Genomic DNA, 14,337 nt, shown 5'->3' with positions numbered 1-14,337 from the left:
TGGATGTGTTTTTTTAGGTTTTGTTTTTTATTGTTTTTCCTGTGCCCTGGCTCTGCGTCCTGGGGTGGTGGGCTCTGGACTTCATCACAGGGTTGATTCGTCCACTTCATGTTGGACGACCCGGACGCGCAGAAAAAAGCGCCTGCGGCGGGTCCTTTGTAACCACCATGATGCGGGACCACAGCGACAGGGCGTGCCGGAGACGGTCAATCCGGCCGGCGATGTCGTCGCCGGCGGCGACGGTCTCATTCAGGATCAGCATCGACCAAAGAGCGAGGCCACTGCCGTTATGCTCGAGATCTGGGGACGGCGGCTTGGCGAACGCCGTCTACTCGGCGTTTCTCGAACTCACTGCATGCAAGACCGTGACGAAGCCCTTCACATTGCGGGTCGGGACATAGCTGGCTTCTTGGCGCGCTACCACCGCTAGAGATGCAGACTTCGCCCGACAGCTCCTGCTGGAGCGCGGCTTGGATCTGATGGCAGAATTCTTGCGGAGACGCGGACAAGTGGGGAGCACTCCAACCCTACACACGCGTCACTGGGCTATCAGTGTTGACCGTATAATCTTCGGAATGGCAATGGCATATTTTACAAAGCACGACGGCAATCAAATTATATACCGCAGCTGGGAAGAGCCGGAACAGTCAAGCGCAAGGATGAGAATTTTGGTCCTCAAGCTTGATCATGTCGGCGACTTTTGGATGTCTCTAGGGCCCCTAAAGGACCTTCGTCAGCGTTTTGCGCATGCCCACATTACGCTGGTGGTGGGAAGCTGGAACATCGCTACTGCAAAACAGTTCGACCTCGCCGACGATCACATTGCTTTTGACTTTTTTCCTCGCAACCCAAAAGTCAAAACGCGCAAAGAAGCCGCCGACATAAGGCCGCTGCTGACCGGCGAGTTTGATCTTGCCATTGATATGCGTGTTCCGGAAGAAACAAGGCCCATCTTGCTTGAAGTCCCCGCCAGGCACCGTGCGGCGATAGTTGATCCGTACAGCATGCATCAGATCGATATTGCGATAGCGCCATTCAATCTGAAACTGCGCAGAACCATTTTCTACAAGCTGGTCCAAAAAATAGGGCTTGCTAACAAAATCCCCCGTAGATGGCTTGATTGGTTCATTGACCGTAAGCAGGTGCGTCTCCAGCATGTGTCAGAAATCCTCCTCTTTCTGGTCGCAAAGGCAGCTGCCTATTTCGAAAGCGGAGCGGGTCACCCACAGAATTCGACTACAGGCAATGCCCCGATTGTCGTGGCTCCGTTCTCCAATTCCAGCCTGCGAGATTGGCCGATTGAAAGTTTTGGCAAAGTTGTCGCTGCTCTTTCGACCCGTGGTGAGGTGGTCCTCGTTGGCCGTGGCGAATGCCTGGAAGCGCTTGAGGAGGTTGCGAAGATAGCTAGGGAACGTGGAGCCGCGAACATTCGGACGGCTGTCGACTTGTCAGAATTGGAATTCAATTGTCTCGTGAATTCGGCCGCGCTCGTCGTTTCGAACAATTCAGGCACCGGCCATGTCGCTGCCCAGCTTGGCCGCCCTACTATCGGCATTTTCACGGCGTCACATCTACCGGAGATTTGGGGGTTTCGAGGTCCCTTGGTCAGCATGCTTATGAGTGTTATTGAATGTCGCGGATGTGGTCTGGACCAAGTGCGGCATTGTCCGGTCAAAGTCCGATGCAAGTTCGACATCACGCCGGATCTCGTGATTGCCGAGGTAAACGCCTTGATGAATCATTGTAAGGGTACGGCACAAGCTTAGTGGCTCGCGGTCGCCACAACCGCGATTGCCCGGACCGCAGTGGCGATGTCACATTGGCCGACAGGTGGCATAGAGCGGCGCCTGAGAATGAAAGTGCCGCCGCCCAGCCTTCATAGCCGTTCCTCCTTTGTGGCGTGACGGCCCGAAAGTCGCCATCGCGTCAGATGTTTATCAGGTTCGGGATAGCCGGGGCTCGTCCGGCGACAGTCATGGCAGCGACTTCGCTTCTGGACCCGCTCATCCGGCCGCCAAAAACAAATGCGCTTCCTAAGCCGTAATTGATCCGCCGGAGCTGACCAAAGCCACCTTGCTCTGGGTTGCGGCAATGGCGACTGGGGCGAGAAGCCGAGAAGAACCGATGCGGCGAGAAATCCTGAGACCATCCGCCACGAGACGTCGCCAGGGAACGTAGTATTGCGTTCCGCGTTACACTAACGTATATACGTCCGCAGCACAGGAGCGCGCCATGGCCCCCACAGCCACGAGGAAGGAAACACCCGTCTCGATGCGGTTTCGCGACGATGATCTCACCATCATCGACCGCGGCGCGGAGCTGCTCGGCCTGTCGCGCACGGAGTTCATGCGGCGCGCCGCGCTGCACGAGGCGCAGGCGGCCATCCTCAACGAAACCGTCATCCGCGTGTCCCCGGAAGCCTATGACGCCTTCATGCAGGCGATCTCAGCCCCGGCCGCTGCGCCCCCGGCGAAGGCGGCCGAGCGGCTGCGTCGGTCCCCGCCCTGGGACCGCTAGGTGGCGCTTTCAGGCATCGAACTCCTCGACCACGCACACCGCCTCGACAGCTTCGATTGCGGCAAGCCGGCGCTCAATGCTTGGCTGGCCGGCTTCGCGCGAACGAACCAGGCCCGCGGGTTTACCCGCGTCCTGGTCGTTCACGACGAGGGAACAGTCGTCGGGTATTACGGCCTCGCGCCGGGCGTGATCCAGCCAAATAGCGCACCGCGCGCCATCCGCACCGGACGCCCGCCCGATCCGATCCCCTGCCTGCTGATCGGACAACTCGCCGTCGACCACCGCTATGCCGGACAAGGCGTCGGTAGCGGCTTGGTCAAGGACGCGCTGTATCGCTGCGTCGCCGGCGCCGACATCGTCGGCGGCCGCGCGGTGGTGGTGCGGGCGATCGACGCCGAGGCAGAGCGCTACTGGCAGAGCTGGGGCTTCATTCCCGCGCGGGACAATCCGTCGGTGCTCATGCGCTCGATCCAGGACGTGAGCCTCTGGCTGGCCGACAAAGGCCACTAGCTCCGCGCGCGTAGCGCCTCCGGAGCGGCAGGTCTGCGCGCCGGCCTGCCGCCGACCGGGCTCTAGTTGCGGCGTCCCGCCGCTCCCCGAGCCGGCTTCGCCGTCTCGGCGTTCGGGTGACCCCTCACGCAGGGCCAGAGGGAGACGGCGGTCAGAGCGAGGGAGCCCTGGAGAGAAGGGAAAGTCATGATGTCGATGATATTCATAGGGGGTTCACGCGAGATATTTGAGCTGCCGGAACCTGCCATCGCTCGGATCCGCCCAATCGTTGTTGCCGTGCACGGCGTGCTGATTGGCCACGCGTCTGGAGCCGATGCCGAGGCGCAGGGCCTGCTCGCGGGCTACGGCTACAAACATGTCGGGGTCTTCCATGCGGCCAAGGAACCCCGCAATGATCTGGGCGACTGGGCTGTACGCCGCCAAAGACCGGGAGATGGCGCGCGCCGATTTTGGGATGATAGTCTGGGACGGCGCATCACCCGGCACGGCCGTCAACGTGCTTCGGCTCGCCATGGCGAACAAGCCGAGGTCATCTACGATCTGGCCAGGGGCAGCATGGCGACTACGAACCATGTCGTCCCGGCGAGAAAGTCGTCATTGTCCGTGAGGGTGACCGCCGCCTCTACGGTGAGAATATTGATCGCCGGCAACTTATGGCGCCTGCCGACCTCAAATTCGTTGAAGTCGTGCGCCGGCGTGATCTTGACCGCGCCGCTGCCTTTCTCCGGATCAGAATACTCGTCCGCCACCACCGCGATCCTGCGGCCGACGATCGGCAGAGGATGAGGTTCTTGCCGACAAGATGCCGGAAACGCTCGTCGTCGGGATGCACCGCCGACCGCCATATCGCCCAGCATCGTCTCCGGGCGGGTCGTCGCCACGGTGATGAAGGTTTTAGGATTTTCCGGATCCAAAACCTCGCCCTCGACGGGGTAGCGGAAATGCCAGAGGTTGCCGTTGACCTCCTGCTGTTCGACCTCAAGGTCGGACTCGCGATCAAGAGCTTCGGGTCCCAGTTGACAAGCGCTTGTCCTTGTAGATCAGGCCTTTCCTTGTAGAGCGTGACGAACACTTCGAGCACCGCCTTGGATAGGCCCTCGTCCATGGTGAAACGTTCTCGGCTCCAGTCGGCCGAGGCCCCCAGCCGCTTCAACTGGTTGAAGATCGCGCCGCCGGATTCGGCTTTCCACTCCCAGACTTTCTCAATGAACTCGTCGCGCGTCAGGTCACGGCGGTGGATCTGCTTCTCCATAAGCTGGCGCTCGACCACCATCTGCGTGGCGATGCCGGCGTGATCCATGCCGGGCTGCCACAGCACGTTCTTGCCGCGCATGCGCTCGAAGCGCACCAGAATGTCCTGCAGCGTGTTGTTGAGCGCATGGCCATGTGCAGCGAGCCGGTGACGTTCGGTGGCGGGATGACGATGGTCAAGGCTTCCGCGCCCTCCTCGGCGCCTGCGCCGACACGAAACGTCTTTTACAAGCGTATTATGTTTTTTTGCGCATAGACCAACGAGTTGAACGGCGGCCCCATGAATCGCCGATGTGTAGGTCGGGCAAAGGCGCCCACCAGCTCGTACTTGTCAAGACGATGCCACCCTTGATCTTGCACCCGCCTCCGATACCAGCGATGCACTGCGTCGTATGCTCATGCCTGTCAGGATGGGATGGGCGCTGCTAGCACCGTGGCAGTTTGACAACCCGGCCATCGGGGCGGTAGCACCGTCCAAGGCCAAGAGTCGCAGGGCAGACCGCACCCCATCGGGCTGCGCGACCCAGACCAGCTGACGCCCAACTGGCACACTCATCGCGCATCGGCACCGTGGATGCGACATCTACTTTGTTGCGAGCGCGATTATCGGAACTTGGTTGTGACGCAGCTGTGCGTAAGCGCACCGCTGTCAGCGAGTGAGTGAGTGAAAGAACTACGTGGTGGAGGTGAGAAGTCATGCGGCGTCAAGATTCCCCGCCCTTTGCGGCAAACACACTGATCCCTCTTCAGAATCCGGTCTTTCGTTCGATCTGGACAGCCACGCAGATATCCAGCCTTGGCTGGCTGGTGCAGAGCGTGGCTATAAGCTGGCTTATGGCAACGATTTCAGCCTCCGATCTGATGGTTGCGCTCGTGCAGGCTGCATCGACACTGCCCGCCTTCTTCTTGTCGATCCTTGCTGGAGCGATTGCAGACAGCTTCAGCCGCCGCGGCGTGATGCTTGCCGGACATTGCCTGATCGCACTGGCATCCACGGCGCTGGCTCTCTCTGTTGGACTCGGCTTTGTCAGTCCATGGCTGATCTTGGGACTGAGTTTCTTGGCGGGATGCGGCTTTGCCTTGAATGATCCAGCCTGGCACGCCTCGGTCGGCGACATCCTGGAAAAGCGCGACATACCCGCTGCAGTGACGCTGATGTCGGTGGGGTACAACGTGGTTCGGAGCATAGGACCGGCGCTGGGCGGTGTAATTTTGGCTTTGCTGGGCCCCCTTACGGCTTTCGCCTTCGCTGCGCTGACCGACCTGGTCCCGTTGAGCGCTGTGCTGCGCTCCAAGTGGCAAGTTCGCTCTTCGCCTCTTCCGCGCGAGCGGATGACGACGGCCATTCATGATGGCATGCGCTTCACGGCAATCTCCTCGGAGATCAGAGTGGCGATCGTGCGCGCAACCCTGTTCGGGCTGTCAAGCATCTCGATCCTTGCTCTGCTCCCCCTCATGGTTCGCGACCAACTGGCGGGGGGGCCAATTGTTTACGGCGTCCTGTTAGCCGGCTTCGGCACAGGCGCCTTCATCGCGGGCATTGGCAATAGCTACTTGCGACGCATCACGTCCCAAAATCGATTGATCACGCTCGCATCCGTTGCTTGCGCAACGTGTTGCCTTTTACTGGCTCTCACATCATCGGTGGCTGTAGCAGCGATCGCGCTTGCAATCGCTGGCGCAGGCTGGGTTGTCACCTGGACCGGAACCGACGTGTGTGTGCAGTTGGCAAGCCCAAGGTGGGTCGTTGGTCGCACCCTGTCGATCTATTACGCCCTGACCTACGGCGGCATGGCAGCGGGCAGCTGGATCTGGGGTGCTGTCGCGCAGTACTATTCCCTGACGTGGGCTTTGGAAGGTGCTGCAGCGGCGCTGTTGCTGGTTGCAGCCGTGGGAAAGCTATTGCCGGTACGGCTATGGGAGGAATCGGATCAAGGGGCCTTCGACTTCAGGCCACCAGAACTGGCCCTCGATTTGAAGCCCAGGAGCGGCCCGATCGTGATCAAGGTGGAGTACTCGATACCCGAGGAGAATATCGAGGAATTTCTGAGCTGCATGCGCGAAAGGCGGCGCGTTCAGAGCCGTGCCGGTGCGCGGGACTGGACCCTCCAGCGCGATCTTCAGAACTCGACTCTTTGGACCGAGACATTCCGCACGCCGACATGGACGGACTATCTTCGTCTAAACCATCGGCTAACGGTGACTGACAGGGAGGTAGGCGAGCGCCTTGCCGCTCTGCAGGTCGGTGATTCTCCTCCTCGTCTCTCACTTTCGATCGAGCGGTCGACAAGCCCCGCCCCCGGCAGCCAAGTCCAGCCCGTGCCCTTTGTATCGCGCCCGTAAGGAAACCAGTAACTTTTCTGGGTTCGGACACGGGAATGGCCGAGACCTACTCCATCTTTAGTCGGGACTGCCCGGATTGCCATACGTTGCGGCCGGTTAGGCGAGCATGAGGATTTGTGTGGCACGTACGTCCACCACGGGCCCATGTCCAGCCCCACCGCCTCTGCCATCAGATCGGCTTGGGCACGGGTTCAGGTCGCCTGTCCCCCTGCATCGTGGCGAGCAGCGCGAGCAACGGGGCGGAGGGGTCTCCCCGGTCTGCACGGAGCGAAGCGGGCAGACGGAGGAATCCGCCAGCGGCGACTTGCAGGGAGAGGGCCGCGCGCCTCTTTCCCTCCCTCACAAAACGTGCCGCCAAGCACGTTCACGTCGGCGCAGCCGTGCCGCAGAGCCGGCCGCAACAAAGAAGGCCCGCAAGGCGGAAGCATCGAAATGTCCGCCAGCGGGACCAATTCAGTTCGGTGCTGGAGAAAGCGGTTCAACAGGGCGGCCGTAGGAGCACCAGCATAGCGCCGTCGCCAGGCGCGATGCGGACCGACAGCCCCGACGAAGGGCGCTGATTGATCGACTGAAATTGGATCGGGTCATTTTATCAGCTGACATAATCCATGAATTTTTCACGATGCTTCAGCGCGCGCCTGGATTTTCTGCATTTAGCTGCAGCGAAGGTCCCGGTGATGCGGTGGAAGCGCACCCGGGGCATCTTGGACCTATTTGATGCAGCCATCCAGGACTGCTGCATTGCCACAGCAGTGGTCACAACATGCTAGGCGGGCTTCTGGAGATGAACGCGACGATCGGTCAGACGCTCTTTCATTGGCTGCGGTCGGCGCCAGACGGTCGCGGAGCTTCAAATCTGATCGGGCTCCCGAGCGAATTGCCGTCCTACGAGCATTCGGGACCGATCCCGGCCTACAGGCACGCCTTACTTCGGGCGGCGGATCAAGTGATCCGTGAGGGGAATGCCACGCCGGCATGGCTCGCCAATGACTTCAATGCCAACTGTCGGCAGTCACATCATAAATTAAGCATAGCTCCGCGACACATATCCAAGGTGGCGCACAATCCTGCGAACTGTCATCGCTGTGACAACAATCGCCAAACCAAGCAAAGTGGCGAACTCGATTCTGCTCGCGAGATCCCAAAGCTCTCCGAACGGTATTAGATCCATGAAGCGAAACACGGCACCCTGAAGCAGGTAAAGCAGCAGTGTGCTCTGACCAAGCTCCAGCGCGACAAAGCGAGCTACGCATAGCCAACTCTCCAGCATAGGAATATAAGCTGCATCGCCACTGCAGAAGTTGCTACCGAGCCAGCGAACATCAGCAACACTTGTTTGGCCGACTGTGCATCGTAGATCAAAACAAGATTGTTGTAGACGTACGTTTCCTTTCCCCAAACAAGAAAGCACATGAACGCAGCCATCGAAAGTAACACCACAAAAATAGCCTTGTGGCGCCTGATGCTAGCTGCCTGCCATCCGATCGGCTGCGCAAACAAGAACCCCAAACAAAAGAATGGGTATGTGTATCGTACCAACGGGGTTATTGACCACGGGACGGGCGCGAATGCGATCGCAATTGCAGATGCGCCTATGATCCACACCGACGAGCCATTGAAAGTCGTGAGCAACTTTATCAGGACGAAGGACGCGAAAGCTGCCCAGATGAACCAGTATGTGCCAATGAACTCCCTAAAAAAATCCAACATTCCACTGGTTAAACTGTTCGCCGAAGACATTACGGCGGCCTTCGATATACAAATCAACGCACACCAAAAAAGCATGGGCAATACTAGTTGCATTGCTCGATCACTGACGCCTTGAGGGAATGATTTGCGCAGAATCGCTCCCGAAGAAAGATATCCACTTATCGCCATAAACAGAGGCATGTGAAACATGTAGATCTACTTAAAATATGGCGACAGCCAAAAGTCGTCAGTGCCTCGATAGATAACATATTGTAACAAATGCCCAATTATCACCAATATAATGAGGACGCCTTTGGCGAAATCGAAGCTTAGGTCTCTGGCCTTTGTCCCTTCTGGGCACGGGTCGCGCCCCTTCGAACCGACTGTTTTGTGATTAAGCATCAGACCTCCAGCCGATATCCTGCCGTTACTGCTTCCACTTTGGTTCTAGAGTGGTTCACGCACGGCATCTTCGGATCCCATTCTGGATTGTCGCACCCCAATCCAGCCGGTAATGGAGAGGATGAGGGCCGCAGCACGACACAAGCGGAACAGGCCTGTTCTGGGTTAGAAGGCCCCAATATTTCCATTGAACTTCGTCCTCATCGCCTCAATAGCGGCAGTGCCGCCGCCTGGAATGTAGATCAACCGGAACTCAGGGCTCGCGCCGGCCAACTTCGATTGGTTTCGAATGGTCAAGCGGCGCCGGTCGTTCCATAAGCCTTCCTCAAGAAACGGGCGGTATCCGCTATTCTCTTTGGTCGGTAAAATCGATTGTGTTTATGGAACGCATGCGCACGATGGATACGTGCGCATCAGGCGCACGTGAGTGCCCACGGATAGGACTTTGCTTCGGGGGTCACCGTCCTTTCGTGACTCTTGCAGTGCATGGATGAGGCGGCAATTCCCGCGGTGCAGCACCTTTCGAGCGCGTGCCACAAAATCGCTGGGTTCGACCTGCGCGGCGCTGGGTGGAGATCCGCCTGATCTAAAGCGTCACCATCCGACGGGCAACATCTCACGACGCGCCGGGCAGCTTGGCCAGCATCCGCACTGGCCGATCTTGCGCTGCGTGCGATCGCCTCCTGATAGCATAGAGCAAGACCTTCTTGAAATCAGCCTGTGCCGGCAATTTTGTCGTAAAGCTCATGGTGGCGACTGCCGCATGCGCGCAGGACAGCCGGCAGATCGCGCACCTTGGCGATCAACCCTGCCATTCGGCCGTCGTTCTTCTTTATTCCAATCGAGATCGCAATCAGGTCCGGCCGGTCACGCAGTAAAGTGTTCTCCCTTCGAGCAGCCAGGTCGGCGCCGCTCCGGGCCCGCCGCGATTGATCGGGTCTCATGCCCAAAGCTGCCTCGGTGCCCAGTAGCGGCACCGCATGGCCCCAACCCAGCCAGTAAAGCGTCGGCGAGCCAGCATCCGACGGTGCGTTCGAAGCGATCTCGTTCGGCGGCCATGATCGCGCCGGTCACCATGCCGCAGCGGAAAGCTGCCGAGCTCGTCTGGCCAGGTCGCTGACCGCCTCGTCGTCGCGGGGTCGACCGAAATCTTCCCCACCGCAGCGAGGTTTCTCCCGTTAGAAGATCCTGAGCGGGATGGGCAGCCAGTTCACGCCCGGCCAACAGCATCCGGCCCGCGGGGCCGACCTCGTCTCCCGGTCGTGTGAGCAGAAGAACATCGCGAAGTGCGGCTTCATCCTCGACGCCGCGAGCCTGCTCGCCGTACCGCGGCCGCCGAAAGCCCTAGGCGCTGTCACCAGGCGCCAGCCCACCTCTCTAGCTGGCGGACCATCGCATCGAGCGCGCCGATGGCCGCACCTGCAGTGATTGCAATGTCCTCATGCGCCGCAACTGTTCGGGTCGGGGGCAGCCCTGCGCAACCAGGCCGGCACCGCCGTCGTCGGCGGGGCTTCCGTGGCACCGGGAAGAGTGCCGTGGTGGCGCAGGAGGGTTTTGGCTCAGAACCATGGAATACGATGAATGACTGGGGCGCTTTTTGTAGAGCGAACGATAAGTCTTGCACGACCAGCCATTTATCCCTCGCGAGATCAATGCCGCGGGCAATTAGCAGGCGAACTCCGTCCGGACTGAGTACCCGTTTCAACGCGGGCAAAGAAGTTGTGTAGCCATGTCACGAAATGCTTGGTCCGCTTCTCTGCCGGCCGATGGTCCATGAAATCCCCTCTGCACGCACGACGCCGGAAACCTCCTTGCCGATATGATGCTCAAGCACCGGCCGCCATGGCACCAGCGTGAACTCGCGCGATTTCTCGATGACAGCGTATTTTCCGCCGGCGAGCTCGACGGAGCGGCGGAGCGTGCCTTCTATTCGATCTCCACTCTGGGCTTCAGAATAGGGCAGACCGAGTTCGTTCGACAACTGGCCGGCCACGCGGTTCAACTCGCGTTGGCGCAGCATCGAAAGCATGTTGGCGCGATAGACGATCCGGTCCTGCTCTTCCCGAGCAAGACCTTGCGCAATCAGCCACTGCCGTCGGCGGCCTTGCGCCTCTCGGACATCGCGGCCGAAACCAGAGCTGTGCAAGGCCTCCGGTATGTCGGAAACCAGCTCTCGATCGAGCCAGGTGGCGCCGTCGAAGCTGACTTGTTGTTCCAGCGGCGTCGATGAGAGCTTGTCAACCGTGACAGGCTCGGCCCCGGCCCGCTGACGCTCGTAGTCAGACACACGGTCGAGATGATCCGGTGCGACGATCCAGGTGCCGTCCGGCTCGCGCTCCACACGACCGGTCGCCCGGCGGATCGCCTCCAGTCGCCGCACGTGCGTTTCGGCAAAGCGTTCGGTGGCCGACTGGTCATGCTTGAGATGGATATCGACGCTGTAGCGCCCGTCATGGGCCGTGGCGATCTCGGCAATTGTGCGGTCGACTTGCCTTGGCCCGGTGTCCCTCCGCGTGACCCGCACTATGCAGCCCTCTGGCGTCGGTTGGGTGGCATCGCCTTTGCCGATATCAACATAGTGGCTTTTGCCGTCCACGCCGTCGACGACGAGGTAATGGCGGTCATTGATTTCGTCGGCCAGGCCGCGCGCAACGATGCGGCCGACGACAGGCTGCATCTGCTCTGCAGATCGATCATGGACAACATAGTCGGCGGCACTGCGGGCGAGCCCCTTGCCGGTCAGTTCGCGGTGCATTGTCTTGATGATGTCGCCCCGCTCGCCGATGCGGCGCAGCGTCGCTTCAAGCTCGCCATCAAGGCGCCAGCGGCCCGAGCCGACTTGCTCAGCCAGACCCATCCGCTCGAGCTTGCGCAGGCGGCCCTGGTGCAGCGTCTGGCGAAACGTGTCTCCGGTGGCCGGTGAGACATGCCCCTCATCGTCGCGCATGCGGAGCAGCTGCCGATCGATGCTGGTGAAGCGTTCCCGCTCCATTTCCTGGCGCAGGCGTTGCTCGATCTCGCGGTCCGTTCTCGGGCCAAGGTCGAGGCTGACCAGCTCGGCCGCCCGTTCACGGATTCCAGACGAGATGTAGTCTCGCGCGATGACAAGATTTTCGCCGCGGTCGTCCTTGCCGCGGACGATAATATGGGTGTGCGGATGACCAGTGTTGAAATGATCGACAGCGACCCAGTCGAGCTTGGTGCCGAGGTCTTCTTCCATTTGCGCCATGAGGCGCCGCGTGAGCGGCTTCAGGTCATCATACTCGATGCCGTCTTCAGGGGCGACGATGAAGCGGAACTGATGCCGGTCGCCATCGGCACGATCGATGAACGCCTTGCCATCGACGCGGTCGCTGTCGGCGCTATAGAGCTCGCCAGGCTCCCCTTCGCGGGTGACGCCGTCGCGCTGGAGGTAGCGAAGGTGTGCACGTGCCCCGTCAACACCCTTGCCGGCCAGCTTAACGATACGCGCCTTGACGACGGCGCGCCGCTGCCGAAACGCCGCGTGGCGGTCGCGCGCTCTGAGAACGGCGGCAGCAGCCCCGCCGCGCCCCGCCCGGCTTCCGATGAAGCGGCCAGGGCGACCGCTGCCGCCGCCGGCTCGGTTGATCGCGGCGCGGATCTGGCCGGCGAAACGCTTGCCTGCCTTCGAGCCGCGCGATCCGATTTTGCCCAGGCTCGGCTTGAACTCTTCATCCTGCATTGAGCCTCCTAGTAATCTTGAGCAAAATCAAAGCCTTGTCGGCAGAAGCTCTCCTGACGCTGAAGGCAGCCTCCATGAAAAACGATGTGCAGACAAAGACTTCGCCGCCTCAGGAGGCGATGCCTTTATCTTGCCTTCCCGGACCTGCCTCCCTGCCCCGCCCGACCCACGGTACCCCTGCCCTCACCTGCGATCCGGCCGGCCTGACCTTGCTCGCTCCGATCCGAGCGGCACCACAATTTGGCCATTCGGATCGGTCGCGGAAACACCGTTTCGCAGGAAAAACAGCGACTGCCCGGACGGGATTTCCGGCGCTTTTCCGGAACGGGATTTGCCGGTGAACGCGTCCATGTCGGCGGCCGAAATCCCCGCCGCCTTGAGCTGTTCCAGATACGAAACCGTCTCGCTGGGCAGCGGTCGCCCACGCTGCAAATGCTGTTCGTAGCGGTCTGGCCCAGCGTTATAGGCGGCAAACAGGCCGGGAAAGCCGAAGCGATCATACATGGCGCGCAGATAGGCAGTGCCTGCCAGAATGTTGTCGCGAGGGTCGTGCGGACTGGCTCCCAGGCCAAGCTGTGCGCGCAACTCCTCGTAGGTGCCGGGCATCACCTGCATGAGGCCGATGGCGCCGGCGTGTGAGGCGATCGGCCGTCCATTCAGCTTTGTCTGCCCCCGGCTTTCGGCATCCATGACGGCATAAATCCAGGGCTGTGGAATGCTGAAACGCCGGCTTGCTTCGGCTACCAAGGGCTGCCATCGTTGGAGCTGCGGACCACGGGAGATGGCGGCCGGCTGAGCGTCGGTCGCGGCGGAACAGGCGCATGGCGCTATCGCGACCATGCCGAGCATCAGGAGGGTTACTCGGTCCATAGCGGCACGAGCCTCCCGGCAATATTTTCGGCCGGCACCGGCCCGAAATAGCGGCTGTCGAAGGAGTGATTTCTATCGGTGCCGAGCAGGAAAAACTCGTCGGCGGCGAGCTTGCGGCAGGCATTCCACCAAGGCAGCGGACGGTGCTGCGTGTCGGTTGCCAGCCGGCGCGCGACGATCTCGCCGCCGATGATGATGGCGTCGCCGAAGGCGCAGACATGCTCGCCAGGCAGCGCGGCAAGGCGCTTGACCAGCGGCACATTGCTGGGCAGATAGAAGCGTTCGGCGGCGAGATCGGCGACCGGTTTTGGCGGGCGGACGAGCACCAGATCGCCACGAGCCGGTGATCCGGACGCGACGCGATAGAGGCCGACCGGCGCACTCGCCGAGGCGTTCCAGACCAGCCAGGGCGATGGGTTGTCGAAAGCGGCGAAGCCGATCAGGCCGAGGCCTATTGTGGCCACGGCGATCGTCTTGCGCGCCCGAATTCGCCGCAGATGGCTGCCGATCAGACGGATAGTGGGACGCCGGCTCATGAGCGGCCTCCCTCACCGGCCGAGCCGGAATTGTGCCCGCCATCCTCGGGCCTGGTCTCCTGCGCGCGTCCCTTCGACCAGTCGTCGAGCTCGTCGATGTGATAGCGGACATAGCGGCCGTGCTTGCGAAATTGCGGGCCACCGCCCTTGAGCCGCATCTTCTCCAGCGTGCGCTGGGATAGCCCGATATAGAAGGCGGCCTGCGCGGTGTTGAGAAACGGACTGCCCTTCTTCGCGCGGGCCGCGCGTTCGTTTTCGTCGTCCATGATGGTCCTCGTTTCGCTACGGACAAGCGAAGGCGAGGATCGGCGAGCGAGATCATTTTGGGGACGGGCGAAGAGTGGGGGGCGAGTTTTCGCCGCCCCTTCTTGAGAAGAGCCCCGCGCCCGGTGGGGGGCGGGGGGGGGGGGGGGGGGGGGAGTGGCCCGGGGTGGAGATTTTTGGGGTTTTGTGGGGATAGTCCAGGGCGGCGGGGCGGGCCCGAATTGGGGTGAGCGTGGGCGGGCCCCACCACGG

12 protein-coding genes and 3 pseudogenes are annotated in these 14,337 nt (G+C 61.0%); 6 read left to right on the top strand and 9 right to left on the bottom strand.

The window, feature by feature from the left end; genetic code table 11:
- The 4 genes from NKH30_RS32285 to NKH30_RS32270 form a co-directional block, all read left to right on the top strand.
- Positions 1-430, top strand: a 430-nt coding sequence (locus NKH30_RS32285) for a hypothetical protein (RefSeq protein ID WP_352998053.1), incomplete at its 5' end; no start/stop codon positions are given.
- Positions 431-581: 151 nt separating this feature from the next.
- Entirely contained in the window at positions 582-1,766 is a 1,185-nt protein-coding gene (locus NKH30_RS32280) for a glycosyltransferase family 9 protein (RefSeq protein ID WP_352493108.1), read from the top strand.
- Positions 1,767-2,232: 466 nt separating this feature from the next.
- Positions 2,233-2,517, top strand: coding sequence for a type II toxin-antitoxin system TacA family antitoxin (locus NKH30_RS32275; RefSeq protein WP_352904133.1), 285 nt, complete (start codon positions 2,233-2,235; stop codon positions 2,515-2,517).
- A complete protein-coding gene (locus tag NKH30_RS32270) occupies positions 2,518-3,027 on the top strand; it encodes a GNAT family N-acetyltransferase (RefSeq protein WP_352453588.1) in 510 nt (169 codons plus the stop codon). It begins immediately after the preceding gene.
- 213 nt (positions 3,028-3,240) lie between these two features.
- On the opposite strand, the gene NKH30_RS32265 is transcribed toward NKH30_RS32270, so the two are convergent.
- Together NKH30_RS32265 and NKH30_RS32260 are read right to left on the bottom strand one after the other, a co-directional pair.
- Complete coding sequence (locus NKH30_RS32265) at positions 3,241-3,549, bottom strand: hypothetical protein (RefSeq protein WP_352881698.1); 309 nt, start codon at positions 3,547-3,549, stop codon at positions 3,241-3,243.
- Positions 3,550-3,605: 56 nt separating this feature from the next.
- Positions 3,606-4,458, bottom strand: a pseudogene (locus NKH30_RS32260) (class I tRNA ligase family protein); the annotation flags it as partial.
- Between the two features lie 516 nt (positions 4,459-4,974).
- On the opposite strand from NKH30_RS32260, the gene NKH30_RS32255 reads away from it, so the two are divergent.
- Positions 4,975-6,621: an MFS transporter gene (locus NKH30_RS32255; RefSeq protein WP_352998051.1), complete on the top strand. Its 1,647-nt coding sequence runs from the start codon at positions 4,975-4,977 to the stop codon at positions 6,619-6,621.
- Between the two features lie 766 nt (positions 6,622-7,387).
- Positions 7,388-7,636 (top strand): annotated as a pseudogene (locus NKH30_RS32250) (hypothetical protein); the annotation flags it as partial.
- A gap of 9 nt (positions 7,637-7,645) precedes the next feature.
- Here NKH30_RS32250 and nolL read toward each other — a convergent pair.
- From nolL to NKH30_RS32215, 7 genes and pseudogenes are all read right to left on the bottom strand, one after another.
- Positions 7,646-8,712, bottom strand: a pseudogene (gene nolL, locus NKH30_RS32245) (nodulation factor fucose acetyltransferase NolL).
- A 713-nt stretch (positions 8,713-9,425) separates the two neighbouring features.
- Positions 9,426-9,689, bottom strand: coding sequence for a hypothetical protein (locus tag NKH30_RS32240; protein ID WP_352864760.1), 264 nt, complete (start codon positions 9,687-9,689; stop codon positions 9,426-9,428).
- Complete coding sequence (locus tag NKH30_RS32235; protein ID WP_352864932.1) at positions 9,580-9,984, bottom strand: hypothetical protein; 405 nt, start codon at positions 9,982-9,984, stop codon at positions 9,580-9,582. Before NKH30_RS32235 ends, NKH30_RS32240 begins: the two co-directional genes overlap by 110 nt.
- Positions 9,985-10,444: 460 nt before the next feature.
- Complete coding sequence (rlxS, locus tag NKH30_RS32230) at positions 10,445-12,415, bottom strand: relaxase/mobilization nuclease RlxS (protein WP_352998050.1); 1,971 nt, start codon at positions 12,413-12,415, stop codon at positions 10,445-10,447.
- Positions 12,416-12,598: 183 nt separating this feature from the next.
- Positions 12,599-13,285 (bottom strand): lytic transglycosylase domain-containing protein, encoded by a 687-nt coding sequence (locus tag NKH30_RS32225; RefSeq protein ID WP_352998049.1) that lies wholly within the window; start codon positions 13,283-13,285, stop codon positions 12,599-12,601.
- A complete protein-coding gene (gene lepB / locus NKH30_RS32220; protein WP_352998047.1) occupies positions 13,273-13,821 on the bottom strand; it encodes a signal peptidase I in 549 nt (182 codons plus the stop codon). Before lepB ends, NKH30_RS32225 begins: the two co-directional genes overlap by 13 nt.
- Entirely contained in the window at positions 13,818-14,087 is a 270-nt protein-coding gene (locus tag NKH30_RS32215; protein WP_352453595.1) for a helix-turn-helix transcriptional regulator, read from the bottom strand. The genes lepB and NKH30_RS32215 overlap by 4 nt, the downstream gene beginning before the upstream one ends.
- Between the last annotated feature and the right edge of the window lie 250 nt (positions 14,088-14,337).

The sequence above is a fragment of the Mesorhizobium sp. M1273 genome (genome assembly GCF_040318195.1).
Lineage (GTDB): Bacteria > Pseudomonadota > Alphaproteobacteria > Rhizobiales > Rhizobiaceae > Mesorhizobium.
The sequence above is the reverse complement of the archived record's forward strand: the minus strand, read 5'-3'. Positions and strand labels throughout refer to the sequence as shown.

What these genes read in the sequence shown, in the direction of transcription:
- NKH30_RS32275 (WP_352904133.1), top strand. Translation starts at nt 2,233, where the DNA reads ATGGCCCCCACAGCCACGAGGAAGGAAACACCCGTCTCGATGCGGTTT.
- lepB (WP_352998047.1), bottom strand. Translation starts at nt 13,821, where the DNA reads ATGAGCCGGCGTCCCACTATCCGTCTGATCGGCAGCCATCTGCGGCGA.
- NKH30_RS32215 (WP_352453595.1), bottom strand. Translation starts at nt 14,087, where the DNA reads ATGGACGACGAAAACGAACGCGCGGCCCGCGCGAAGAAGGGCAGTCCG.
- rlxS (WP_352998050.1), bottom strand. Translation starts at nt 12,415, where the DNA reads ATGCAGGATGAAGAGTTCAAGCCGAGCCTGGGCAAAATCGGATCGCGC.
- NKH30_RS32280 (WP_352493108.1), top strand. Translation starts at nt 582, where the DNA reads ATGGCATATTTTACAAAGCACGACGGCAATCAAATTATATACCGCAGC.
- NKH30_RS32255 (WP_352998051.1), top strand. Translation starts at nt 4,975, where the DNA reads ATGCGGCGTCAAGATTCCCCGCCCTTTGCGGCAAACACACTGATCCCT.
- NKH30_RS32225 (WP_352998049.1), bottom strand. Translation starts at nt 13,285, where the DNA reads ATGGACCGAGTAACCCTCCTGATGCTCGGCATGGTCGCGATAGCGCCA.